Origin of the sequence: Phaeobacter sp. JH20_26 (assembly GCF_048056275.1) — a bacterium.
GTDB classification, from domain to species: Bacteria; Pseudomonadota; Alphaproteobacteria; order Rhodobacterales; family Rhodobacteraceae; genus Phaeobacter; species Phaeobacter bryozoorum.
The window spans coordinates 139,441-162,954 of record NZ_JAYMWL010000025.1; the positions used below are offsets into that span (position 1 = coordinate 139,441).

Sequence of the window (23,514 nt, forward strand, 5' to 3'; positions counted from 1 at the left end):
TAGCGGGATCAGGGGGGGTGGATCAGCGGGCGGGGGTTGGGACACCTTTGCGGATCAGGGCTGAGTAGTCTTGCGTGATGCCCCGGGCCTGCGCCCTGGCGGTGATGCTGCCGCGTTCGCGCAGGTCTTCGGTGCTGTAGCCTGCGGCCAGAACGCCCTGTTCATGGGCATATTCCGGCAGGTAGCCATTGGCCAGCAGCCGCCAGTCCAGCGGCACATCCTGCAGGATGGTGCGGATCATCGTCATCACCACGGTGGTGCAATTCGAGGTGAGTGAATTATACCACTGCGGCTGTGCGGCCAGCCGGTTGGCGGCCTCGACATATTGCATCAGCAGCGCGCGGGCAGTGTCGGGGTCGGTATTGATGCGAAACAGCTGCACATCCTCGCCGCGGGCATTGGTGCGGGTGCCCACCACATCGCGTTCATCGGCGGCGATCAGCACCAGCGTATTGGTCTTGAACAGATCCGCGACGGGGGAGAAGCCGCCGCCGACCTGACGCCGCACCTCGACCGACCAGGCGATATGGGCGCCATCGGCAAAGCCGAAGCTGACCACCATATGGGCCATCTCCGGTCCGGCCCAATAGGACATGAAGAGATCGACGGTGGTCAGCTGGCTGAGATCATAGCTGCGGGTCTCCCAGCGCGGGGTGAAGTCGGTCGGTGTGGTCCAGTCGAAATTGCGCACATCTGTCAGCGTCAGGATATCGCCGTCGCGGGTGCCGGTGACCTGGCGGGCCACATCGGGGGACCAGTTTGCCTCGGCCGGCGGGGTCAGGCTTGCCCACCACCAGATCAGCGCGGCCAGCGCCAGGCAGAAGGTGGCCAGCCCGCGCAGCGCACGGCCGCGGATCACCGCCCAGAGCGTGGCCAGACCAAGGCCCGCAAAGCCGGATGCCGCAGCTGTACGCCAGAGGCCGTCCACGGGCAGCCGGTACCAGAGCGCCAGCGCGCCCCAGAGAGTGGCGAGCAGGATCAGCAGGCAGAGAAGCCCGAGGCAGAGAAGGCGGAGGGCACGGGTCAAGGGAGGCTCCTGATTTGCGGCGGTTCTGATGTCGCGCGGACCCTAGGCAGCGCTGCGGCTGGCTGCAAGGGCATCAGGCGGTCGGGGCGGCGGCATCCGGGCGCCAGCCATCTGCCGGCGGTGCCTCCTGCGGTGAAACCGGCCATTGCGGCGGCGCGGCTGCCGTGGCAGATCTGACATCAGCATAATGACCGGACTGCATCGCGGGGGAGACCATGGCAGCAACCGAATTTCTGGACTGTGACAGCGGCCGCCGTCTGGCCTATCACCTGAGCCCGGCCACCGGCGCGGCCAAGGATGCGCCGACGCTGGTGTTTCTGGGGGGGCTGAAATCCGATATGGAGGGCACCAAGGCGGTGCATCTGGAGGCCTGGGCCCGGGCGCGGGGTCTCGGGTTTCTGCGGTTTGACTATTCCGGCCACGGTGAAAGCTCCGGCCGTTTTGAAGAGGGCTGCATCGGCGACTGGCATCAGGATACGCTGGCGGCGGTAAAGGCATTGACCACAGGGGCGATCCTGCCGGTTGGCTCCTCCATGGGGGGCTGGCAGGCGCTGCTCCTGGCGCGGGCGATGCCCGAGCGGGTGGCCGGGCTGGTCACCATCGCCGCCGCGCCGGATTTCACCGAGGATGGCTATTGGGCCAATTTCACCGATCCCCAGAAGGCGGAGCTGGAGGCGCGCGGGCAGGTCGAACTGCCGAGCGACTACATGGAGCCTTATGTCATCACCAAACGGATGATCGAGGACGGGCGCAACCATCTGGTGCTGCGCGATCCGCTGGTGCTGGCGATGCCGGTGCGCTGCCTGCAGGGCACCGCCGACACCGCCGTCAGCACCGAGACCGCGCTGCGGCTGCTGGATCATGCCACCTGCGCCGATATGCGCCTGCATCTGGTGAAGGACGCCGACCATCGGTTCTCCGACCCGGCCTGTCTGGCGCTGATCGAAACCGCCGTGGCGGAGGTGCTGAGGCTATCTGGCGCGCCAGATATCGGTTAGGTTGAGTGGCGGGGCGGGCGCGCAGGTTCTGGTGTACTGACCTGCATCCACCACGCGACAGCTGACGCAGGCTATGGCAGAGTGTCCGGGATGATCTGGCACAAGATCTGCCACATAGCGCAGGTCGGCCCGAAAGGGGGCCAGCCGACAGGAGCAGGACAGAGGCAGGAGAAGGGCAGGAGAGGATCCGATGGAGCAACGTATCAGCCTGATCACACTGGGCGTGCCGGATATGGAGCGGGCGGCGGCCTTTTATGAGGCGCTTGGCTGGCAGCGCGCAGACAGCCCCGACGGGGTCATTGCCTTTGATCTGATGTCGCAGACGCTGGGGCTTTATCCGCTGGCGTCGCTGGCCGAGGATATTGGCCTGCCGCTGGATGAGCTGGGCACCGGCGCGATGACGCTGAGCCATAACACCCGCACTGCGGCAGATGTCGCGGCGCTGATGGCCCGGGCGGAGGCGGCTGGCGCCACGGTGCTGCGCCCGGCAGGAGAGGTGTTCTGGGGCGGCACCATCGGCTATTTCCGCGCCCCGGACGGCCATATCTGGGAAATCGCGCATAACCCGTTCTCGCCGCTGTCCGATGACGGCGCGTTCCGCTGGAACGGCTATGGCGCCCAAACCGAGGGATAAGCACAGGTGACAGACCGGTCAGGCGACGCACCGCAGAACATGAGCCGCCCTTCGCAGGCCCCGGCAGAGCGCGCCGCTGGCGCCCCGCTGGTGATGCTGCCCGGTCTGATGGGCAATGCCGAGGTGTTCCTGCCGCAGCTGCGGGCACTGTCCGGGGTGGTGCCAACGATGATTGCGCCGCTGCTCGGCGGCGACCGGATCGAGCTGATCGCCGATCATCTGCTGGCCCGGCTGCCGGCGCGGTTTTCACTGGCCGGGCTGTCGATGGGCGGCATTGTTGCAATGGAAATCCTGCGCCGCGCGCCGCAGCGTGTCAGCCGGCTCTGCCTGATCTCCACCAGCCCCTTGCCCGACACGCCTGCCCAGGCCGCCGAATGGGAGCCGCTGATCATCGCGGCCCGCAGCGGTCGTCTGGCGGATGTGCTGCGCAGCTGCCTGCCGGTGGAGTGCCTGGCCCCGTCGCCGCAGCGGCTGGATATTCTGAACTCGATCTATGAGCAGGCCCTTGCGCTGGGGCCGGAGCTGTTCGTGGCGCAGGCGCGGGCGTTGCAGCGGCGCACCGATCAGCAGGCGGCACTGCGTCGTTTCAAAGGGCCCTCCCTGATCCTCTGTGGGGCGCAGGACCGGCTGACGCCGCTGAAACGCCATGAATTCATGGCCGCGCTGATGCCCAATGCGCGGCTTCATGTGGTGGAGGAGGCCGGACATCTGCCGACGCTGGAACAGCCGGATCAGGTGACCGGGGCGATTGCGGAATGGCTGGCGGAGGAAGACCGGCAGCTGGGCTGCCCGGCGGATCTGCCCGCAGACCGTCAGAGCGCTGCCGCCACAACCCAGCCGCAGCGGATATCGACGCCACCGGCGGAACCTGCGGCGGCATCGCCGTCAAAACCGTTGCCGCCCCTGACACTCACCAACCCACTAAAGCCATCAGATCCAATCGGTTAATCTGCAAAGCTTATGCGGATCGCGGCCCGGTCGGCCGCAAAGACGGCACGGCGCTACCTGCGCAGCAGTTCCGCGCGCGCCTCCTTGCTGATCACCTCCGGTTCGCTGATCGGCGCACCGCTGGCGATGTCGAAGAATGGCGTCTCTTTCCAGCGGCCGGAGAGGCGCGCCGATATCATCCGGCTGAGCAGCGAGATGACCATCCGTGCCGCGCCTTCGGTGCGGGGCTGTTTGCCTGCCTTCGGAACAAAAGCGCGGGCGCGCACCTTGCCAAGCGCGGATGGGTCGGCAAACCGGTCCGACCGCATCCCGGCAAAGGGCAGGGTGGGTTTGGCCAGCGTATTGGCCATCGGGGTGCCGCAGCAGCCCGCATACCAGCGCAGCAGCCCCTTCGGGCTGAGCCGCATCACCCGCAGCAGATCCTGCCCCTGATGAAAGGTTACCCCATCGGGATTGACCTGAAACAGATCAACCGGTCCCGGGGCGGGGTCCGGCTGGTTGTGGTACAGCTCATTGGCGCGGCAATCGGCGCAGAAACAGACAACGCGGGTGCCGGCCTTGCGGGCCTCTGGCGACAGCGCGCCACGGATCTGGCCGCAGTCACAGGCGAAACTCAGGGGATCGGCCATTGCTGAAATGGTCCTTGGGCTGAAATGGGCTTTGGTCAGGGCTGGTCGCCCGTCTTATTTGGTCTGGCCTCAGCCTCGCCGGTCAGGCGGTCGCCTTGGTGCGTTTTGCTGCGGCTTTCTTCGGCGTGCGGGCATTGGCGTTCATGAATTCGATCACCAGCGGGCGGATATTATCGCGCCAGCTGCGGCCGGCAAAGATGCCATAATGTCCTGCACCCGGCTCCACATGGCTGGCCTTCTTTACCTCCGGCAGGCCGGTGCAGAGATCCAGCGCCGCGATACATTGTCCGGGGGCCGAGATATCATCATTGGCGCCTTCGACGGTCATGACCGCCACATCGGAGATCTTGCCCATATCGACCTTGTGACCGCCGACAACAAAGTTGTTGCCGGCAATCTCGCCGCCCTTGAACACCCGCTCCACCGTCGACAGGTAGAACTCCGCCGTCATGTCCATCACGGCAAGATATTCGTCATAGAACCGGTTGTGGGCATCATGATCCGATGCTTCCCCCCGGCTGACCCGCTGGATCTGATCCATGAAAGCCTTGGAATGGCGCTCGCCGTTCATCGACATAAAGGAGCTGAGCTGCAACAGGCCCGGATAGACCTTGCGGCCGACGCCCTTGTATTTGAAGCCGACACGCTGGATCATCGTCTCTTCCAGCTGGCCCATGGTGACCCGGCGGCCAAAATCGGTCACATCCGTCGGGGTTGCATCGGGATCCACCGGTCCGCCAATCAGGGTGAGCGACGACGGCTGCGCGCCCGGATCCTGCTCTGCCAGATAGGCGGTGGCGGCCAGCGTCAGCGGGGCCGGCTGGCAGACCGCGATTACATGGGTGTCGGGGCCCATTTCACGCATGAAATCAACCAGATATAGCGTGTAATCCTCAATGTCGAATTTGCCCGCTGAAACCGGAATATCGCGGGCATTATGCCAGTCGGTGACATAGACTTCGCAATTCTCGATCAGGCTCTTGACGGTGGAGCGCAGCAGGGTGGCGTAATGGCCCGACATCGGCGCGACCAGCAGAACCTTGCGCGGCTGCTCGGCGCGGCCTGCGACGCGGAAATGGATCAGATCGCCAAACGGGCGCTCAACCACCGTGTCGATTTCCACCACGTGATCGCGGCCATCGGCGCAGGTCTGGGTATAGATGCCCCAATCCGGTTTGGTCACCATGCGCTGAAAACTACGCTCCGTCACCTCGCCCCAGGCGGCCATCCAGGCAATGGCAGGATTGGGGATTGCGGCCAGCGCCGGGTTCGATGCCATCGACAGGGCGGTGGCCCCCAACCACTGATTGGTGTTACGCATTGTTTCCATCAGATCGTACGACATCATGTAACGCATGTTATATCTCCATTGCGTTGGCCGCTTGGATCCGATCTGAATCCACGTGCGGTTGTGTCACAACCCATCGGACGTTTCATGGCTTTGTCGTATGATGGGCGGACAGTATTCTGCATAGCAGAAAGATTACGGGGGATTTGTTAAGATGACAACAAGCGACAGTACGGATCCGGCAGTCTCGCCGGAACATATTGAACGAATTAAAAAAAATATGGAGCAGGTTGAGCAACTTTCAAAACGCCTGATGGATGTTCTGGCTCAGAAAAAATCTCACCCCCCTTCTCTGGACGGTCCGAATCAAGAGCTTTTTGCACGCGCAGCAACCGCCTATTGGGCCGAAATGGCCAAAAATCCCGCCAAGCTGTTGGAAAAACAGGTGTCTTACTGGGGGCAGGCGGTGGTGAATTTCGCCGAAGCCCAGGCGCTTCTGGCCAAATCCATGGAGGGCGACAGCCCCGAGGACGCCGATGAGGGCGCGCCCGATGACCGCCGCTTTGCCAATCCGATGTGGCAGTCCAACCCCTATTTTCACTACATCAAGAAACAATATCTCACCAATGCCGAGGCAATTCGCAACGCCGTCGCCGAGGTCGATGATCTGGAAGATGTCGACAAACGCCGCCTTGGCTATTTCGCCGATCAGATCGTGCAGATGATGGCTCCCACCAATTTTCTGGCAACCAACCCCGATGCGCTGGAAAAAGCGGTGGAGACCGAAGGTCAGTCACTGATCAAGGGGCTGGAGAATCTGGTTGCCGATCTGGAGGCCAACGACGGCGAACTGGTGGTGCGGCTGGCGGATGAGACCGCCTTTGAGATCGGTCGCAATATTGCCACCACACCCGGTGAGGTTGTATTTCGCAACGAGATGATGGAGCTGATCCAGTACCGGCCGACCACCGAAACCGTGCATGAAACCCCCATCGTGCTGTTTCCGCCGTGGATCAACAAATTCTACATCCTCGACCTCAAGGCGCAGAACAGCCTGATCAAATGGGTAACCGAACAGGGCTATACGCTGTTTGTGGTGTCCTGGGTCAACCCCGGCGAGGATCAGGCGGACCTCGGTCTGGAGGATTATATCGAGAAGGGCTATCTGACCGCGATCGAAACCGCCAAGTCGATCTGCAAGGTGAAACAGATCAATGCCGTTGGCTACTGTATCGCGGGCACCACGCTGTGCCTGACGCTCTCGTTGCTGAAACAGCGCGGCGATACCTCGATCAAATCGGCGACCTTCTTTACCGCGCTGACGGATTTCTCCGATCAGGGGGAGTTCACGCCCTTCCTGCAAAATGATTTCATCGACGGCATCGAGGAGGAGATCACCAACAACGGCCTGCTGCGCTCGTATATCATGGCGCGGACCTTCTCCTTCCTGCGTTCCAACGATCTGGTCTACGGGCCTGCGATCCGCAGCTACATGATGGGGGAGACGCCGCCGGCCTTTGACCTTCTGTACTGGAATGGTGACGGCGCGAACCTGCCGGGGCGGATGGCGATGCAATATCTGCGTGGCCTGTGTCAGCGCAATGAGTTCGTGCGCGACGGGTTCGAGCTGATGGGCCATACCCTGCATGTGCGCGACGTCACCGTGCCGGTGATGGCAATCACCTGCGAGACCGACCATATTGCCCGCTGGAAAGACTGCTACCGCGGTGTTCAGCAGATGGGCTCGCGCTCCAAGAGCTTCGTTGTGGCGCAGTCGGGTCATATCGCGGGCATCGTCAACCCGCCGACCCGCAACAAATACGGCCATTACACCAATCCCGATATGAAAGGTGACGCCGAGACCTGGAAAGAGGCGGCGAGCTTTCACGAAGGCTCCTGGTGGCCACGCTGGGAAAGCTGGCTGAAGAAACGCTCCGGCAAGCAGGTCGAGGCCCGCGAACCGGGCGATTCGCAGCATCCCCCGCTGACACCGGCCCCCGGCGACTACGTCCGGGTAAAGGCAAAGCGGTCCGCAAAGCCCTGATTTTCCGGACATTCGCAAATTATTCTGCATCGCAGCAAGAAAAACCTTGAAATGCTGCGATGCAGAAACAATATTGGGGTCATGCGAAGGCGGCAGAACGTTCTGGCCGCGTAACCAAGAGGAACCAGTACAATGGCTAAGACCCAAGATTTTACCGCGATGATGAAAGACATGATGGGTGCATTCCCGGTTGACACAACCGCGATGGAAGATGCGTTCAAATCGACCGCAGCCCTGAACGAAAAACTGTCCCAGGTTGCCCTGCAGGCTGCCGAGAAATCCGCCGAGATTTCCAACAGCTGGGCCAAGGAAACCCTGACCAAGTTGAGCGACGTCTCCAAGGCACAGGCCGAGCCTGCTGACTATGCCAAGGCAGCAACCGATTTCGCCTCCGCCTCCGCTGAAGTGGCCGCCGAGAACATGGCCGCCTTCGCCGAAGTTGCGAAAAAAGTTCAGATGGACACCGTTGAGCTGCTGATGTCGGCTGGCAAGGACATGTCCGAAGAAGCGTCTGCCGCCGTGAAGAAGGCCACCAACGACGTGACCTCCGCTGCGAAAAAAGCCGCAGCAAAGTAAGCGCTGAGCGCATCTGCAAAGGGGTTTTGCACTCCTCCCAATGAAATCTCTTTGCACCGAAGGGGGCAGGTCACCGGACCTGCCCCTTTTTCATTGGGCCACAGACCGCCTGGGGCCGCCCGCGATGGCCAGCCCGCTGATATTGGATCCGAGGATCATTTGTTGCGCGTTCCGGCGTAACGCTTCCCTTTTGTTCTGCGCTCGCATAGGCTTTGCTGCAATGCATCATGTCTGGGGAGAAATGACATGTCGGTTCAGGATAAACCCTTGTTGATCAAACGATATGCCAGCCGACGGCTCTACAATACGGAGACCAGCGACTATGTCACGCTGGAGGATATCGCCGGTTTCATCCGCGAGGGGCGTGAGGTGCAGATCGTTGACCTCAAGACCGGGGACGACCTGACCCGCCAGTATCTCCTGCAGATCATCGCCGAACACGAAAGCCGGGGTGAGAACATTCTGCCGGTCAATGTGCTGAACGATCTGGTGCGCAGCTACATGGTGCCCGGTGGCGGGGTGATGCCGCAGTTCCTGCAAAGCTCCTTTGAGATGCTGCGCGAAAACCAGAGCAAGATGGTCGAGAATATGAACGCCATGAACCCGATTGCGCAGATGCCGGGGTTCGAGGCGATGAAGGCGCAGCAGCAGGCGTTTCTGAAGGCGATGACCGGCGGGTTCTCCGGCAACTGGCCCGGCGCTGCGAAATCATCCGGCGACAGTGACAGCGGCGAAGACGGCGACGGGCTGGACGATATCAAGCGGCAGCTGGCCGAGTTGCAGGACAAGCTCTCCAAGCTGAAGTAAGATCCGACAGCGGCACGGGTGTTGATCCTGCGACCAAAGTCGCAGGGCTGCGCGCGTGTTTTTGATCCCGCTTGCGGGGCGGCGGCGTTAGACTCGGCGCGTCCCGTCTGCGGCCGGAATGTCACCTGCCATGGACCACATACGGCAATCGCCGCAACCCCGAGGTTCCAGATGCCCATGTCCAGTATCGCGCCCAGCATCGCGTCCAGTATCGAGCGTTTTGATGCCATCCCCGAAACCGCCCTGGCGTGGTATCGCGCGGGCCGGGCAACCGGCGGCGGGGCGGCGCTGGCGACGGTGGTCGAAACCTGGGGATCCGCGCCGCGCCGCGCCGGCGCGCAGCTGGCGGTTGCCAGCGATGGCCGGATCGAAGGGTCCGTTTCGGGGGGCTGCGTCGAAGGCGCGGTGATCCTGGCCGCGCAGGAGGCGATCGCCTCGGGGCGGCATCAGCTTCTGGAATTCGGCGTCAGCGACGGTGATGCCTTTGCGGTCGGGCTGGCCTGTGGCGGCACCATCCGCATTCTGGTCGAACCGGTGGGCGGCTCCCTGTCAGAGGCGACGCTGGCCGATCTGGTCGCTGCCCGCGCGGCCCGCCGCGCCTTGGCCTATGTGGTTGATCTCGACAGCGGTGCCGGGCGGCTGGAGACCGACGCCCACGCCGAGCGAAAACGCATGGACCGCTCCGGCGTCGAAGAGGACGGCAAGACCTTTGTCGCCGTTCACAACCCGCCCCTGCGCCTGATCGCGGTGGGGGCGGTGCATATCACCCAGGCGCTGGTGCCGATGGCGCGGATTGCCGGCTACGATCCGGTCATCCTCGACCCGCGCGCGGCCTTTGCCTCGGCGGCCCGGTTCCCCAATGAACGGCTGATCGAGGACTGGCCCGACGAGGCGATCGCGGAGCTTGGTCTGGATGGGCGCAGCGCGGTGGTGCTGCTTACTCATGATCCGAAAATTGACGATCCCGCGCTGGAGGCCGCCCTGCGCTCGGACTGTTTCTACATCGGCGCGCTCGGTTCGACGCGCACCCATGCCAAACGGATTGCACGGATGCAGGAGGCTGGTTTTGACGAGGCGACGCTCGCCCGTATCCACGGTCCCATCGGGCTTGATATCGGTGCCGCAGGCCCGGCGGAAATCGCCGTGTCGATCATCGCCGAGATGACGGCGGTTCTGCGGGGGCGGCGCCCATGATCTTTGGCGAGGTGCCCCTCAATGAGGCGTCGGGATGCTATCTGGCCCATTCGCTGCAGGGGGCGGAGCACCGCATTGCCAAGGGCACCAGACTGGCAGCGCAGGATCTGGCTGACCTTGCCGCCGCCGGCCACCGCGCGCTGACCGTGGCGCAGCTGGAACCGGGGGATATCCACGAAGACCGCGCCGCAGAGCGGCTGGCCGAGGCGCTGTTGCCGGATCCTGCCGCATTGGGGCTGCGCATCTCCGGTGCCGGGGCAGGGCGGGTCAACCTTCATGCGCTTGGCCCCGGTCTGATCCGGGTCGATGCCGAACGGATCAACGCGCTGAATGCGGTCGATCCGATGATCACGCTGGCCACGGTGCCCGATTTCCACCGCGCCGATCCCGGCGGCATGGTCGCCACCGCCAAGATCATCTCCTACGCCGTGCCGGATGAGGCGCTGACGGCCGCCACCCGCGATGTGGCCGGGGCGATCCGCCTGATCCCGCCACAGCTGCGCCGCGCCACCCTGATCGAGACGCGCACCAGCGCGCAGACGCCCCCGGACAAGGGGCGCGCCGCGATGATCGGACGGCTCGACCGGTTCGACATGGCGATGGCGCCCCGGCAGGTGGTGCCGCACCGCGAGGCGGAGTTGGCCGCCGCGCTTGCGGGCCTTGGCGATGACAGCGATCTGATCCTGATCCTCACCGCCTCGGCCACCTCGGATCCCCTGGATGTGGCGCCCTCGGCGCTGCGCCGGGCGGGTGGAGAGGTTCTGCGCTTTGGAATGCCGGTGGATCCCGGCAACCTGCTGTTTCTTGGCCAGCTGTCCGGGCGGCCGGTGCTGGGCCTGCCGGGCTGTGCGCGCTCGCCTGCGCTCAATGGGGCGGATTGGGTGCTGGAACGGCTGGTCTGCGGCATCGAGGTCAGCAGCGCCGATATCGCCGCCATGGGCGTCGGCGGCCTGCTGAAAGAAATCCCCACACGTCCCCGCCCAAGGCGCAGCGATCTCTGACCCCGACCTGCGGCTGCACCTGCGACTTTAGTCGTGGCGATGCGATTAGGGCTTCGCGCCGGCAAGCTCCCCGTGCTTAACTTCGGCCAGCGAGTTTTTGCGAGCCAAGGGAGGAGTTGATGGTGAAAGTCACAATGACCGTAAACGGTCGGACTGCCAGCGGAGAGGTCGAAGGGCGCACGCTGCTGTCCAGTTTCCTGCGAGAAGATCTGGGGCTGACCGGCACCCATGTCGGCTGCGACACCAGCCAATGCGGCGCCTGTGTCGTGCATGTGGATGGCAAGGCGGTGAAATCCTGTACCATGCTGGCGGCCGAAGCCGAGGGCGCAGATGTCGCCACCATCGAAGGGCAGGCCGCCCCCGATGGCACGCTCAACGTCATTCAACAGGCGTTTCAGGACCACCACGGGCTGCAATGCGGCTTCTGCACGCCGGGCATGGTGATGTCCGCAGCCGCGCTGTTGAAGGACAATCCAAAACCCAGCGAACAGGAAATCCGCGACTACCTTGAGGGCAACCTGTGCCGCTGCACCGGCTACCACAATATCGTGAAGGCGATCATGGCGGCCTCGGGTCAGGACATCTCTGCGCTGGCGGCTGAATAACGCCCGCCGCAGCTGCAAAAGGACCCACGACTGAACCACAGCATGACCAAGAGGTCTGCCTCTGCGCAGACCGTCCAGGGAGGAAATTTGGACAATGCCAAAGGATAGCGGCATCGGCGCCAGCCCGAAACGGCGCGAAGACATCAGGTTCCTGACCGGAACCGGCAATTACACGGACGACATTAATCTCAACGGCCAGGCCTATGTGCATTTCCTGCGCTCGGATGTGGCCCATGGTCGGCTGACCTCGGTCGACACCGCCGATGCAGCCGCCATGCCCGGCGTTGTACGCATCTTCACCGGCGCGGACTTCGAAGGTGTCGGCGGGCTGCCCTGCGGCTGGCAGGTGACCGACCGCTTTGGCGAGGTGATGCAGGAACCGGCCCATCCGGTGCTGGCCCAGGGCAAGGTGCGCCATGTCGGCGATCCCATCGCCGCCGTTGTGGCCGAGACCCCGGAACAGGCGCGTGATGCCGCCGAGGCGATTGTGGTCGACATCGAAGAGCTGCCCGCCGTCATCAACATGAAAGAAGCGGTCAAGGATGGCGCCACGAAGGTGCATGATGATCTGACCTCAAACCTCTGTTATGACTGGGGATTTGTCGAGGATAACCGCGAGGCGGTGGATCAGGCGATCAAGGACGCCGCCCATGTCACCACGCTGGAGCTGGTCAACAACCGTCTGGTCGCGAACCCGATGGAGCCACGCGTGGCGGTCGGGGATTTCAACCGCGCCACCGGCGACAGCACGCTTTATACCACCTCGCAGAACCCGCATGTGATCCGTCTCCTGATGGGCGCCTTTGTGCTGGGCATCCCCGAACATAAACTGCGCGTGGTCGCCCCGGATGTGGGCGGGGGTTTTGGTTCCAAGATCTTCCACTACGCGGAAGAGGCCTTCTGCACCTTTGCTGCCAAGGCTCTGAACCGGGCGGTGAAATGGACCTCGTCCCGGTCCGAGGCGTTTATGTCCGATGCCCATGGCCGCGATCACGTGACCAAGATCGAACTGGCGCTGGACGCCGACAACAATTTCACCGCGCTGCGTACCGAGACCTACGCCAATATGGGCGCGTATCTGTCGACCTTTGCCCCCTCGGTCCCGACCTGGCTGCATGGCACGCTGATGGCGGGCAATTATAAGACGCCGCTGATCTATGTGAATGTGAAGGCGGTGTTCACCAATACCGTTGCCGTTGACGCCTATCGCGGGGCGGGTCGGCCAGAGGCGACCTATCAGCTGGAGCGCGTCATTGATAAGGCGGCGCGTGAGCTGGGGGTTGATCCGATCGCGCTGCGCCGCCAGAACTTCATCACCGAATTCCCCTATGCCACACCGGTTGCGGTGGAATATGACACCGGCGATTACCACGCCACGATGGACAAGCTGGAAGAGATCGCCGATCTCAGCGGCTTTGCCGCGCGCCGTGCCGCCAGCGAGGCCAAGGGCAAGCTGCGGGGCCTTGGGGTGAACTGCTATATCGAGGCCTGCGGCATCGCGCCCTCCAACCTTGTGGGGCAGCTTGGCGCCCGTGCCGGCCTCTATGAGAGCGCGACCGTGCGGGTCAATGCCACCGGCGGCATTGTTGTCATGACCGGTAGCCACAGCCACGGGCAGGGGCATGAGACGTCTTTCCCACAGGTGATCGCGGAGATGATCGGCATCCCCGAGGATATGGTCGAGATCGAACATGGCGATACCGACAAGGCACCGATGGGCATGGGCACCTATGGCTCGCGCTCGCTGGCGGTGGGGGGATCTGCGATGGTCCGTGCCACCGAGAAGATCATCGCCAAGGCGAAGAAGATCGCCGCCCATATCCTTGAGGCCTCGGACGCGGATATCGAACTGAAGGACGGCCAGTTCACCGTCGCAGGCACCGATAAGTCGCTGGCCTGGGGCGATGTGACCCTTGCGGCCTATGTGCCGCATAACTACCCGCTGGAGGATATCGAGCCTGGGCTGGAGGAAACCGCGTTCTATGATCCGGCGAATTTCACCTATCCCTCGGGCGCCTATGCCTGCGAGGTGGAGGTCGATCCGGACACCGGCAAGGTCACCATCGAAAGCTTTGCCGCGGCGGATGACTTTGGCAATATCGTCAATCCGATGATCGTCGATGGTCAGGTGCATGGCGGCATTGGTCAGGGCATCGGTCAGGCGCTGCTGGAGGCCTGTGTCTATGATGACGACGGGCAGCTGCTGTCCGCCTCCTTCATGGATTACGCCATGCCACGGGCCGATGATCTGCCGTTCTACAAGGTCGATCATTCCTGCCAGACGCCCTGTACCCACAATCCGTTGGGTGTGAAGGGCTGCGGCGAGGCCGGCGCCATCGGCACCCCGCCCTCGGTGGTCAATGCGGTGGTGGATGCGCTGCAATCCGCAGGCAAGGATGTCACCCATATCGACATGCCCCTGAGCCCCGCACGGGTCTGGGCGGCGATGAACGGCTAAGGGCTCATGGGGGCGCTGCCCCCATACCCCCGGGATATTTCTAGCCAGAAGAAGGGCCTCATGCGCTCTTTGGGAAGGAAGCGAAGATGTATGAATTTGAATTCGAGAAACCCGCAACCATCGCGGATGCGGTCAAGGCGCTGGGTGCGGAGGATGCCCAGGCTCTGGGCGGCGGGCAGACGCTGATTCCGACGCTGAAGCAGCGGCTGGCGATGCCCAGCACATTGGTGAGCCTGAGCGGGATTGCCGAGATGCGCGGTGTCTGCCCGGATGGCGATGCCATCGCCATCGGCGGCGCCACCACCCATGCCGAGGTCGAGGCGGCAACCGCCAAGAGCTATCCGGCGCTGTCGGCGCTGGCGGGCCATATCGGCGATCCGGCGGTGCGCAACCGTGGCACCATCGGTGGCTCGCTGGCCAATAACGACCCGTCCGCCTGTTATCCGGCGGCGGCGCTGGCCAGTGGGGCCACGATCGTGACCAACACCCGCGAGATTGCGGCGGATGATTATTTTCAGGGGCTGTTCACCACCGCGCTGGAGGAAGGTGAGATCATCACCAATATCCGCATGCCGGTGCCGCAGGCGGCGCATTACGAGAAATTCGTCCAGCCTGCCTCGCGCTTTGCCCTTGTGGGGGTGTTTGTGGCGCGGTTTTCTGACGGTGTGCGGGTGGCGGTCACCGGCGCCTCGGAGGAGGGCGTGTTCCGCTGGAGCGCGGCTGAGGCGGCGCTGTCGGCGAATTTCGCGCCCGCTGCGATAGAGGGGCTGAGCGTGGATGCAGAGGGTATGATCGGCGATCTGCACGGCAGCAAGGCCTATCGCGCGCATCTGGTCGGCGTGATCACCAAACGGGCGTTGGCGGCTGCGGCCTGAGCCATCAGCGCGAAACGGCAAGACGGCCCCGGCGATCTGCCGGGGCCGTTTGCTATCTGGTTGCTATCTGGGCCGGTACTGACTGCCGGCGGCGATGATTATCAGGCGCGCAGGTAGCCGGACATCGTGTCGAGCAGCGTCTGGGTGCGCCCGGAGAGGTTGCGGATTTCCGAGGCGATGACGGCAAAGCCCTTGCCCTGATCGCCGATGCGCGCGGCCTCGATCGAGGCGTTGAAGGCAATCAGCTGAATATGACGGCCGACGGTTTCGGCGTTTTCGATGGCTTCGCGCATCCCGTCATCCCGGGCGCTGTCGCGGGCTTTCTGCGCGTCGAACATGTCTTTGGTCATGTCGATCAGAAAGGCGGAGACCTCCGGTTCGACCTTGTACAGCGCCTGCGCCGTGAGGGAGGGCATGTCGCGTACCCGCTTCAGCACCTCGGCATCCGATTTCGCGTTCAGCACCTCGGCAAAAGGGGTCAGCGCGTCGATGGATTTCTTCCGTTGCAGGCAGAGATCCTCGGGCAGTTCGTATTCGCTTTCGGCCAGCAGCTTGTCCAGGCCCTGGGTCAGCATCTGATAGGCGGCTCTGATCCGGCTCACCGACTGGTCCAGCAGGTCTTTCATCGTGTCGGGCGCGTGCTGGGTGTCTTCATTGGCCAGCACCACCAGCGCGAGAGAGGCGGCGCGGCAGGGCGCGATGGCCATGAAGGCACTGTTTTGGACGTCGCTGAGAGGCTTCAAGGGAGGCTCCATATTTGGCGGTGATTTTATTGTCGGCGGCGACCGAACGTCCTCTATCAGGTAAGCTGCGGGCGTAAATAAAACGTGACCATAAAATACATCTAAGCCGTGTGGCGCGAAAAAATATCATCGGCGCCAATGGTGCAAGCCATTGCCGCGACGACGAAAAAACCCCGCTCCGATTGGGGCGGGGTTCGAACGGTCGCGCGTGTGATCGCGGTTATTTCTGCGGCAGGGGGCCGATCATCATGATCATCTGACGGCCTTCCATCTTGGGCATGTTTTCGACCTTGCCCAGTTCCTTGATGTCTTCTGCAACACGCAGCAGCAGGTCGCGGCCCAGGTTCTGGTGGGCCATCTCGCGGCCACGGAAGCGCAGGGTGATCTTTACCTTGTCGCCGTTTTCCAGGAACTTGTACACGTTGCGCATCTTCACTTCGTAGTCGTGGGTGTCCGTATTGGGACGGAACTTCACCTCTTTGACTTCGATGATCTTCTGCTTCTTGCGTGCTTCGCTTTCCCGCTTCTGCTGTTCATATTTGAACTTGCCGTAATCCATGATCTTGCACACGGGCGGGGTGGCATTGGGCGAAATCTCGACCAGATCGAGACCGGCCTCTTCTGCCATCTGCATCGCCTTGGCGGGGTGGACCACGCCAACGTTTTCCCCCTCAGCGCCGATCAGGCGAATCTCAGGAGCACGGATTTTTTCGTTGATGCGCGGGCCGGTGTCGCGTTGCGGCGGCGCATTATGGGGTCTGCGGGCTATGACGTCTATCCTTCTGTCACTTCGGAAAAGTGCCCGGAAAGTAACGGTCCCGGGCCTGCGATTCAAGTCAATTGCGGGTATGACTGCGCATACCGCTGTTTTCAAGGTTTGTTTGCACAGAACAGCGTCATCAACGGGTTAATTCTGCCTTGCGCTGATGTCGGCAGGCCGGGGTGGGCCAGACTGGCGGTGTTTGGCCGATGGCGGCGCCTGCCATTTATTCCCCTTGTAGTTTCAGGCGCCTAGCCCCAAGTGCTAAGCCATAAGCCTTGCCATGCTGCGGGGCATATGGAGAGATAAGGAGATCCATCATGAAACCGATCGTCATTGGCCTGGGTGTGGGAGCCGTCGCATTGGGCGGATATTTCTACGTCTCCTCCATGGGGACCGATCCCGAAACCGGCGCGCCTGCGACTGAAACCGTTGTGGTGACACCGGAGGCAGAACCTGCCGGTGAGACTGCCGCAGAGGTCGCTGCCGAAATCGAGAATGATGTGGCCACCGCCGCCGAAGAGGTCGAAGGCGCTGTCGACAGCTCCGTCGATGCGGCGGCAAAGGCCGTGAGCGATGCGGCCGCAGCGGTTGCCGAGGCGACCGAGGAAACCGTGAACGAGATTGCCGAAGGTGTCACCGACACTGCCAATCAGTTGCAGGACAGCACTGCGGCTGCTGTGGATGCGGCGGGTGACGAGGCAGCGGCGGCAGGTGATGCAGTTGCCGATACGGCAGCGGCGGCAGGCCAGGCGGCAGAGGATGTTGCCAATGACGCCGCCGAAACCGCCGAGGCGGCAGGCGATAGCGTGGCGGATGCCGCCTCCGATGCAACGGCCGCGGCTGAAGAGAACGGCGAAGCCGCCAGAGACGCGCTGCTGACGCCTGCGGGCTTTGACTATGACAAGGTGATCGCGATGATCGAGGACTCCTCGATGGAGGCGACACAGAAGGCGCTGCTGGTCACCACCCTGGGTCAGGCGCGTGACAATCCGGCCCTGCTGGAAGCGACGCTGAAACGCATCAAGGACGCGCTGCCGCAGTAACGCGGGCAGATGTGCCAGACGACAAAGGCCCCCGCCAAACTCTGGCGGGGGCCTTTTTTACATCAGTGCCGTCGCTGCGGATCAGTCGAGGAAGGCTTTTTCCACCACGAAATGCGCAGGCTTGGAATTGGCGCCTTCTTCCAGACCATAGGTGTTTTCAAACAGGTCCTTCAGTTCGAGGTTGAACGCCAGGTTGCCACAGATCATCGCGCGGTCGCTTTCGGGGTTCAGCGGCGGCACGCCAAGATCGGCAAAGGCCTCGCCCGAGCGCATCAGATCGGTGATCCGGCCCATCTTGGGGCTCTCCTCGCGGGTGGTGGTCGGGTAGTATTTGATCTTCTTCCAGAAGCCTTCGCCAATCACCTCATTGAGCAGCTCATCGGTCTTCAGGCTTTCGATCAGCTCGGCGCCATAGGTCAGCTCCCCGACTTCGCGGCAGGTGTGGGTGATGATCACCTCATCGAATTTCTCATAGGTTTCCGGTTCGCGCAGCAGGCTGGCAAAGGGCGCAAAACCGGTGCCGGTGGCAAAGAACCAGATGCGTTTGCCGGGGACCAGCGCGTCATGCACCAGCGTGCCGACGGGTTTGGGGCGCAGGATAATCTCATCGCCCACCTTGATGTGCTGCAAACGCGAGGTCAGCGGGCCGTCCTGCACCTTGATCGAGTAGAATTCCATTTCCTCGTCCCAGCTGGGCGAGGCGATGGAATAGGCGCGCAGCAGCGGTTTCACCTTACCGGTCTTGGGGTCGGGATCGTTCATCAGACCAATCATCACAAACTCGCCCGAGCGGAATCGCAGGGAGGCAGGCCGGGTCACCCGGAAGGAAAACAGCCGATCCGTCCAGTGCTTGACCTCGGTCACGGTCTGGGCGTCGGGCAGGGCCGGTACGGCTTTGGCCGGTTTCGGATCGTTGGCAATGTCGGTCACAGCTTCAGTCACGGGGGTCATCTCGTTCATCGGTTGCTCTGCCGGAGGAGTAGCCGGCACCTCTGATTAGTCTTTGATACAGGTCAGGAAAACCCCCTGTTTTGCGAAACCGGCTCCGCGCAGGGCGCAAGGGAGCCGGGCCGACAGCGGGTCGTCCCATGAAGCGGAAGGGGGGTGGCTCAGCGCGCGGCGGTGCCGCGCAGGCGGGCCTGATAGTCATGCGCCTGCCAGTTGGCACGGTCGAGCCACTGGTCCTCGGGCTGGCGGGTGGCCAGATCGTCGCTGATCTCCACCTCGTCAAACCCGGAGCGCCGCGCCATCGCATATTGATCGGCCAGCACATGGCCATAGGCGCGCAGACGGCCGGTGTAGCCGGCCAGCCGCAGGCGCCGGGCGAGGGTAAAGCCCCGGCCATCGGCAAAGCTGGGGAAATGAATACGGATCATCTCCAGCCCCGGCAGCTGGTTGGACAGCGCCGAAGGGTCGGCATCAGGCTGCATCTCAATGGCGGTGTCGCTGTCAAAGCCCGCTGTCCAGCTGTCGGGGCCAAAGCCCGTATCGGTCACAATCACGCTCATCTATCAGGCTCCTGTGCGAATGAATTTGCCATCCACCACGTGGATGCCGCATTCTTCCTTGTCTTGGTTGCGCCAGCGCCCGGCCCGCGGATCTTCGCCTTCCTTGACGGGCGAGGTGCAGGGGGCGCAGCCGATTGAGGGGTAGCCCTTGGCCACCAGCGGGTGACGGGGCAATCTGTTTTCATCCATATAGGCGCGCACATCCTGCGGCGCCCAATGGGCGAGGGGGTTGATCTTCAGCCGACCGGTGGGGCCGGTGGCGGCCTCTTCCACCTCGAAGAACTCCAGCGCCGCACGGGTGCCTGCCTGGAACCGCTTGCGCCCGGTGATCCAGCCGTCAAACCCCGCCAGCGCCTTTTGCAGCGGTGCCGTCTTGCGCAGGGCGCAGCAGGCGTCGGTATCCGAGAACCGCAGCGCGCCATAGGGGTCTTTTTCGGCGATATCAGCGGCGCGGATCACCTGCACATTGCGCAGGCCCAGCCGCTCGCTCACCTCCTGCTGGTAGACCAGCGTTTCGGTGAACAACAATTCGGTATCGACAAAGACCACCGGCGTCATCGGGTCGATCACCGCCGCCATATGCAGCAGCACGACCGATTCCGCGCCAAAGCTGGAGACCAGCGCGATATGGCCCGCATCCTTCAGCGCGCCTTCCATCACCGCGGTGGCAGAATGGTGGCGAAAGCGCGCATTGAGCGCATCCACCTTTGTTGCCAGTGCCAGTTGATGCGCACTGCTGGGGCCTTGGTGTGTGTCAGTCGGTAGTGCCGCTGCATTGACCATGGTGCTAAGCAACCTTTTTCTGGGCCTCGGGGTAAAGCGCGGCCTTGAACGGATCCATGCCGACGCGACGATAGGTCTGGAGGAAGGTTTCCTCGGCGCTGTCGCGCAGAGAGAGATAGGCGGTGATCAGCCGTTCCACCGCAGGCACGATTTCATCATAGGCAAAACCGGGTCCGGTGCGGGTGCCAATGGCGGCGGTTTCTGTCGCGTCGCCACCAAGGGTGATCTGGTAGTTCTCCACCCCGGCGCGGTCGAGGCCAAGAATGCCGATGTGGCCGACATGGTGGTGACCACAGGCGTTGATGCAGCCCGAAATCTTGATCTGGAGATGACCCACCTCATGTTCCAGCTTCAGCTCTTCAAACCGGGTGGCAATCTCCTGCGCCACCGGGATTGAGCGGGCAGTGGCCAGCGCGCAGTAATCCATGCCGGGGCAGGCGATGATATCGGAGATCAGCCCGACATTGGCGGTGGCCAGCCCGTGGTCTTTCAGCGCGGCATGCAGGGCCGGCAGGTCCGATTTATGGACATGCGGAAGGATGACGTTCTGTTCATGGCTGATGCGCAGCTCGTTATAGCCGAACCGTTCTGCCAGATCGGCCATTGCCCGCATCTGCGCGGCGGTGGCATCACCGGGTGTCTGGCCATGCGCCTTGATCGAGATGGTGACGATGGCGTGGTTGTCATCGCGGTGCGCGGCCAGATTGGTGTCTGCCCAGGAGCGGAACACCGGATCTGCATCATAGGCGGCCAGATAGGTCTCCAGATTGCCGCCGCGCAGTTTGGGCGGGGTGAAATGGGCCTTGATCTCCTCCAGCAGCACTTGATCGGTGCCGTCAAAGGTCTTGCGACGCTCTTCAAACCGCTCCTCCACCATCTCGCGGATGGTGTCGATGCCGTTTTCCAGTACGGTGATCTTGATGCGGGCCTTGTATTTGTTGTCGCGCCGACCCAGCAGGTTGTAGACCGCCAGCACGGATTCCAGATAGGGCAGCAGATCGGCCTGCGGCAGGTAATCGCGGATCACCTTGCCAATCAGCGGCGTACGGCCAAGGCCGCCGCCCACGATCACCTCAAACCCGGCAACGCCGTCGCGTTCGACCATGCGCAGACCGATGTCATGCGCGCGGGTCACGGCGCGGTCGTTGGAGCTGCCGGTGATGGCGATCTTGAACTTGCGGCCCAGGAACTGGAATTCCGGGTGATCGGTGGACCACTGGCGGATCAGCTCGGCATAGGGGCGGGGGTCGGTCAGCTCATCCTTGGCAGCAGCGGCGAAATGATCCGAGGTCACATTGCGGATGGTATTGCCGGAGGTCTGGATCGCGTGCAGGCCAACCTCGGCCAGCGCGTCCAGCATATCGGGCACATCGCGCAGCTTAGGCCAGTTGTACTGGATGTTCTGACGGGTGGTGAAATGGCCATAGCCCTTGTCCCACTTCTCCGCCAGCAGCGCGAGGGTGCGCATCTGGTCAGAGTTCAGCGTGCCATAGGGGATCGCCACCCGCAGCATATAGGCGTGCAATTGCAGATAGAGACCATTCATCAGGCGCAGCGGCTTGAACTCATCCTCGGTGAGAGAACCGTCAATGCGGCGCTCCACCTGGGCGCGGAACTGGGCGTTGCGTTCGGCGAGGAACGCGGTGTCGAAATCGTTGTACTTATACATTTGCTGCGGCCTCCTGCTTGCCGTGGCGATAGTTGGATGGGCCGGTGCGGCGGAAATCTTCACGGAAATGGGTGGGTTCGGGGCCGTCAGCCCCCGCTTTTGCATCGGTCAGGTAGATGCCCACCACATGCTGCGCGTCTTTCTCCGCTTCGAGCAGGCGCAGCTGGGCTTCGGCCTCATCTTCGATCAGCTCGGCCTCTTTCAGCTCGCGGCTCCAGCCGTTGGTGTCGGTGAAATAGATCACGTCGCCCTCAAGCAGGTCGTTGGCGGTGATGATTTTCGGGGTAAAGGGGCGGGGCATCAGGCAAGCTCCATTTTCAAATCTGTCAGGGCCTGGGCGTTGGCGCGCGGGGCAAGGCCGAGGAATGTCAGCGCCGGGCCGGTCAGTTCGGCGGCGGCAAGATCGGTGGGCAGGCGGTCCAGCGTGGTTTCGATCACCCGCTGATTGGTGCGCGAGGCATTTTCGACAATGGTCATCGGCGTGGCGCGGTCGGCGCCGTGCATGATCAGGCGGCCCTGCACGAAACGCGCGGATTTCTTGCCCATGTAGATGGCGGCAACCTCACCCGGACGGGCGAGAGCGGCCCAGTCGTGATCGGCAAAGCCCTTCATGTCGTGGCCGGTCAGAAACCGCACCGAGGCATTGCGCCCGCGCTGCGTCAGGCTCTGGCCGATGGAGGCCACGGCCGCGGAGGCGGCGGTAATACCCGGCAGGATCTGATAGGCGACGCCGGCCGCCTCGCAGGCGGTGAGTTCCTCATCGAGACGACCATAGACGGTGGGATCGCCGGATTTCAGGCGCAGCACCTTCTTGCCCGCGCGGGCATGGGCCACCATGCGGGCGCAGATCTCCTCCTGGCTCACCTGCGGGCCGAACCCCTCCTTGCCGACGTCTTCCAGCTGGGCCTGCGGACCTGCGAGGGCCATGATCTCGGCGCTGACCAGACGGTCAAAGAGGATCACATCCGCCTGCAACAGCGCGCGCGCCACCTTCAGCGTCAGGAGGTCAGGATCGCCGGGGCCGGAGCCGGCAAAGGCGACCTCGCCTGCCACCAGCGACGTCGCGGCGACGGAGCCACAGGCCTGCGCGGGCATCGGCAGCGGCGCAGGGGGCGTTCTGGTGTCTGGACCGGTCATCTGGGGCCTCGTCTGGTTTGTTTGACTTACCCCTGAATATAGGAAATATTCCCCCTTATCCGCTATATGGCGCGGCAAATAAGGAAGATTGTTCCAGCTGGCGGCAGATGCAGGCGGGTTGATCCCCAAACAAGGAGAAAACAGGAATGACAGTGCGGATCGACGGCACGGACCGGAAAATTCTGGCGGAGCTGCAACGCGATGCGGGCCAGTCGCTGGATGAAATCGCCCGCCGTGTGGGCAGTTCCAAGACCCCGGTGTGGAATCGCATTCGCAAGCTGCGCGAGGCGGGCGTCATCGGGCGGCAGACCATGGTGCTGGATGCCGAGGCGCTGGGGTTTGAGGCCTGTTTCTTTGTGCTGATCCGCACCTCGGCCCATGAGGCGGAGTGGCAGGCGAAGTTCCTGAAGGCGTTGCAGGATCGCCCGGAGGTACAGGAGGCGCACCGGCTGGCCGGGGATATCGACTATATCCTGAAGGTGCGGGTGAAGAACGCCCGTGCCTATGACAACTTCTATCAGGCGCTGATTTCCGAGGTGCGGGTGCATAATGTCACGGCCCTGCTGTCGATGGAGGAGATCAAATCCACCACCCTGCTGCCGCTAGAAGCCATCGCAGAAGAATAGCGCGCGGTCGTCAGATGGTGGCAAAGGAAAGGGGGCGCTGCCCCCTTTTTTGTGACCCACGCCTGCGGCGCAGGTCACATCTCCCGGAGTATTTCTGGAAAGATGACGGGGCGGCGGGGCAGCCAGTCTGGACGCTGGGCTTGCGCAGCGGGGGCGCT

24 protein-coding genes are annotated in these 23,514 nt (G+C 63.0%); 13 read left to right on the forward strand and 11 right to left on the reverse strand.

Going from position 1 to position 23,514, the window contains the following annotated elements; genetic code table 11:
• Positions 1-22 precede the first annotated feature (22 nt).
• Positions 23-1,027, reverse strand: a complete 1,005-nt coding sequence (locus tag VWY60_RS18695; protein ID WP_416535192.1) for a DUF4105 domain-containing protein — start codon at positions 1,025-1,027, stop codon at positions 23-25.
• Between the two features lie 215 nt (positions 1,028-1,242).
• Here VWY60_RS18695 and VWY60_RS18700 point away from each other — a divergent pair, with 215 nt between their 5' ends.
• The 3 genes from VWY60_RS18700 (at position 1,243) to VWY60_RS18710 (ending at position 3,607) form a co-directional block, all read left to right on the forward strand.
• Positions 1,243-2,025 carry an alpha/beta hydrolase gene (locus tag VWY60_RS18700; protein WP_416541414.1) on the forward strand — a complete coding sequence of 261 codons (783 nt, stop codon included), beginning with the start codon at positions 1,243-1,245 and terminating at the stop codon, positions 2,023-2,025.
• Between the two features lie 190 nt (positions 2,026-2,215).
• Entirely contained in the window at positions 2,216-2,659 is a 444-nt protein-coding gene (locus VWY60_RS18705) for a VOC family protein (protein ID WP_340545981.1), read from the forward strand.
• Positions 2,660-2,698: 39 nt separating this feature from the next.
• Positions 2,699-3,607 (forward strand): alpha/beta fold hydrolase, encoded by a 909-nt coding sequence (locus VWY60_RS18710; RefSeq protein WP_416535207.1) that lies wholly within the window; start codon positions 2,699-2,701, stop codon positions 3,605-3,607.
• 53 nt (positions 3,608-3,660) lie between these two features.
• Here the strand turns inward: VWY60_RS18710 and VWY60_RS18715 are convergent, their stop codons facing one another.
• Together VWY60_RS18715 and phaZ are read right to left on the reverse strand one after the other, a co-directional pair.
• Positions 3,661-4,236 (reverse strand): DUF6151 family protein, encoded by a 576-nt coding sequence (locus VWY60_RS18715; RefSeq protein ID WP_416535190.1) that lies wholly within the window; start codon positions 4,234-4,236, stop codon positions 3,661-3,663.
• 82 nt (positions 4,237-4,318) lie between these two features.
• Positions 4,319-5,593 carry a polyhydroxyalkanoate depolymerase gene (phaZ, locus tag VWY60_RS18720; RefSeq protein ID WP_340545978.1) on the reverse strand — a complete coding sequence of 425 codons (1,275 nt, stop codon included), beginning with the start codon at positions 5,591-5,593 and terminating at the stop codon, positions 4,319-4,321.
• Positions 5,594-5,738: 145 nt separating this feature from the next.
• Between phaZ and phaC the strand changes: the two genes are divergently transcribed.
• The 8 genes from phaC to VWY60_RS18760 all read left to right on the forward strand — a co-directional run bounded on the left by phaC (position 5,739) and on the right by VWY60_RS18760 (position 15,084).
• Positions 5,739-7,568 (forward strand): class I poly(R)-hydroxyalkanoic acid synthase, encoded by a 1,830-nt coding sequence (gene phaC / locus VWY60_RS18725; protein ID WP_416535188.1) that lies wholly within the window; start codon positions 5,739-5,741, stop codon positions 7,566-7,568.
• A 132-nt stretch (positions 7,569-7,700) separates the two neighbouring features.
• Entirely contained in the window at positions 7,701-8,144 is a 444-nt protein-coding gene (locus VWY60_RS18730) for a phasin, PhaP (RefSeq protein ID WP_340545976.1), read from the forward strand.
• A 246-nt stretch (positions 8,145-8,390) separates the two neighbouring features.
• Positions 8,391-8,951 carry a polyhydroxyalkanoate synthesis repressor PhaR gene (gene phaR, locus VWY60_RS18735; protein WP_416541415.1) on the forward strand — a complete coding sequence of 187 codons (561 nt, stop codon included), beginning with the start codon at positions 8,391-8,393 and terminating at the stop codon, positions 8,949-8,951.
• 177 nt (positions 8,952-9,128) lie between these two features.
• Entirely contained in the window at positions 9,129-10,145 is a 1,017-nt protein-coding gene (locus VWY60_RS18740) for an XdhC family protein (RefSeq protein WP_416546264.1), read from the forward strand.
• Entirely contained in the window at positions 10,142-11,146 is a 1,005-nt protein-coding gene (locus tag VWY60_RS18745) for a molybdopterin-binding protein (protein WP_416541417.1), read from the forward strand. Before VWY60_RS18740 ends, VWY60_RS18745 begins: the two co-directional genes overlap by 4 nt.
• A gap of 119 nt (positions 11,147-11,265) precedes the next feature.
• Positions 11,266-11,751 carry a (2Fe-2S)-binding protein gene (locus VWY60_RS18750; protein ID WP_260102333.1) on the forward strand — a complete coding sequence of 162 codons (486 nt, stop codon included), beginning with the start codon at positions 11,266-11,268 and terminating at the stop codon, positions 11,749-11,751.
• Between the two features lie 94 nt (positions 11,752-11,845).
• Positions 11,846-14,209, forward strand: coding sequence for a xanthine dehydrogenase family protein molybdopterin-binding subunit (locus VWY60_RS18755; RefSeq protein WP_340545971.1), 2,364 nt, complete (start codon positions 11,846-11,848; stop codon positions 14,207-14,209).
• An 86-nt stretch (positions 14,210-14,295) separates the two neighbouring features.
• Positions 14,296-15,084 carry an FAD binding domain-containing protein gene (locus VWY60_RS18760; protein WP_416541418.1) on the forward strand — a complete coding sequence of 263 codons (789 nt, stop codon included), beginning with the start codon at positions 14,296-14,298 and terminating at the stop codon, positions 15,082-15,084.
• A gap of 101 nt (positions 15,085-15,185) precedes the next feature.
• Here the strand turns inward: VWY60_RS18760 and VWY60_RS18765 are convergent, their stop codons facing one another.
• Both VWY60_RS18765 and infC read right to left on the reverse strand, forming a co-directional pair.
• Positions 15,186-15,827, reverse strand: coding sequence for a methyl-accepting chemotaxis protein (locus tag VWY60_RS18765; RefSeq protein WP_416541419.1), 642 nt, complete (start codon positions 15,825-15,827; stop codon positions 15,186-15,188).
• 220 nt (positions 15,828-16,047) lie between these two features.
• A complete protein-coding gene (gene infC, locus VWY60_RS18770; RefSeq protein ID WP_374015615.1) occupies positions 16,048-16,596 on the reverse strand; it encodes a translation initiation factor IF-3 in 549 nt (182 codons plus the stop codon).
• 311 nt (positions 16,597-16,907) lie between these two features.
• Between infC and VWY60_RS18775 the strand changes: the two genes are divergently transcribed.
• The gene (locus VWY60_RS18775; protein WP_416541420.1) at positions 16,908-17,633 is read left to right on the forward strand and encodes a hypothetical protein; all 726 of its coding nucleotides are present in this window, start codon (positions 16,908-16,910) and stop codon (positions 17,631-17,633) included.
• A gap of 81 nt (positions 17,634-17,714) precedes the next feature.
• Here VWY60_RS18775 and VWY60_RS18780 read toward each other — a convergent pair whose 3' ends face one another.
• The 6 genes from VWY60_RS18780 to cobA all read right to left on the reverse strand — a co-directional run bounded on the left by VWY60_RS18780 (position 17,715) and on the right by cobA (position 22,730).
• Positions 17,715-18,593: a ferredoxin--NADP reductase gene (locus tag VWY60_RS18780; protein WP_340545966.1), complete on the reverse strand. Its 879-nt coding sequence runs from the start codon at positions 18,591-18,593 to the stop codon at positions 17,715-17,717.
• Positions 18,594-18,742: 149 nt separating this feature from the next.
• Complete coding sequence (locus tag VWY60_RS18785) at positions 18,743-19,141, reverse strand: DUF934 domain-containing protein (protein ID WP_340545965.1); 399 nt, start codon at positions 19,139-19,141, stop codon at positions 18,743-18,745.
• A 3-nt stretch (positions 19,142-19,144) separates the two neighbouring features.
• Positions 19,145-19,924: a phosphoadenylyl-sulfate reductase gene (locus tag VWY60_RS18790; protein ID WP_340545964.1), complete on the reverse strand. Its 780-nt coding sequence runs from the start codon at positions 19,922-19,924 to the stop codon at positions 19,145-19,147.
• Positions 19,925-19,928: 4 nt separating this feature from the next.
• Positions 19,929-21,593: a nitrite/sulfite reductase gene (locus tag VWY60_RS18795; protein WP_416541421.1), complete on the reverse strand. Its 1,665-nt coding sequence runs from the start codon at positions 21,591-21,593 to the stop codon at positions 19,929-19,931.
• Positions 21,586-21,894 (reverse strand): DUF2849 domain-containing protein, encoded by a 309-nt coding sequence (locus VWY60_RS18800; protein ID WP_260081637.1) that lies wholly within the window; start codon positions 21,892-21,894, stop codon positions 21,586-21,588. The genes VWY60_RS18795 and VWY60_RS18800 overlap by 8 nt, the downstream gene beginning before the upstream one ends.
• Complete coding sequence (cobA, locus tag VWY60_RS18805; RefSeq protein WP_416541422.1) at positions 21,894-22,730, reverse strand: uroporphyrinogen-III C-methyltransferase; 837 nt, start codon at positions 22,728-22,730, stop codon at positions 21,894-21,896. Before cobA ends, VWY60_RS18800 begins: the two co-directional genes overlap by 1 nt.
• 146 nt (positions 22,731-22,876) lie before the next feature.
• On the opposite strand from cobA, the gene VWY60_RS18810 reads away from it, so the two are divergent.
• Positions 22,877-23,356 carry an Lrp/AsnC family transcriptional regulator gene (locus tag VWY60_RS18810; RefSeq protein WP_340545961.1) on the forward strand — a complete coding sequence of 160 codons (480 nt, stop codon included), beginning with the start codon at positions 22,877-22,879 and terminating at the stop codon, positions 23,354-23,356.
• Positions 23,357-23,514 lie beyond the last annotated feature (158 nt).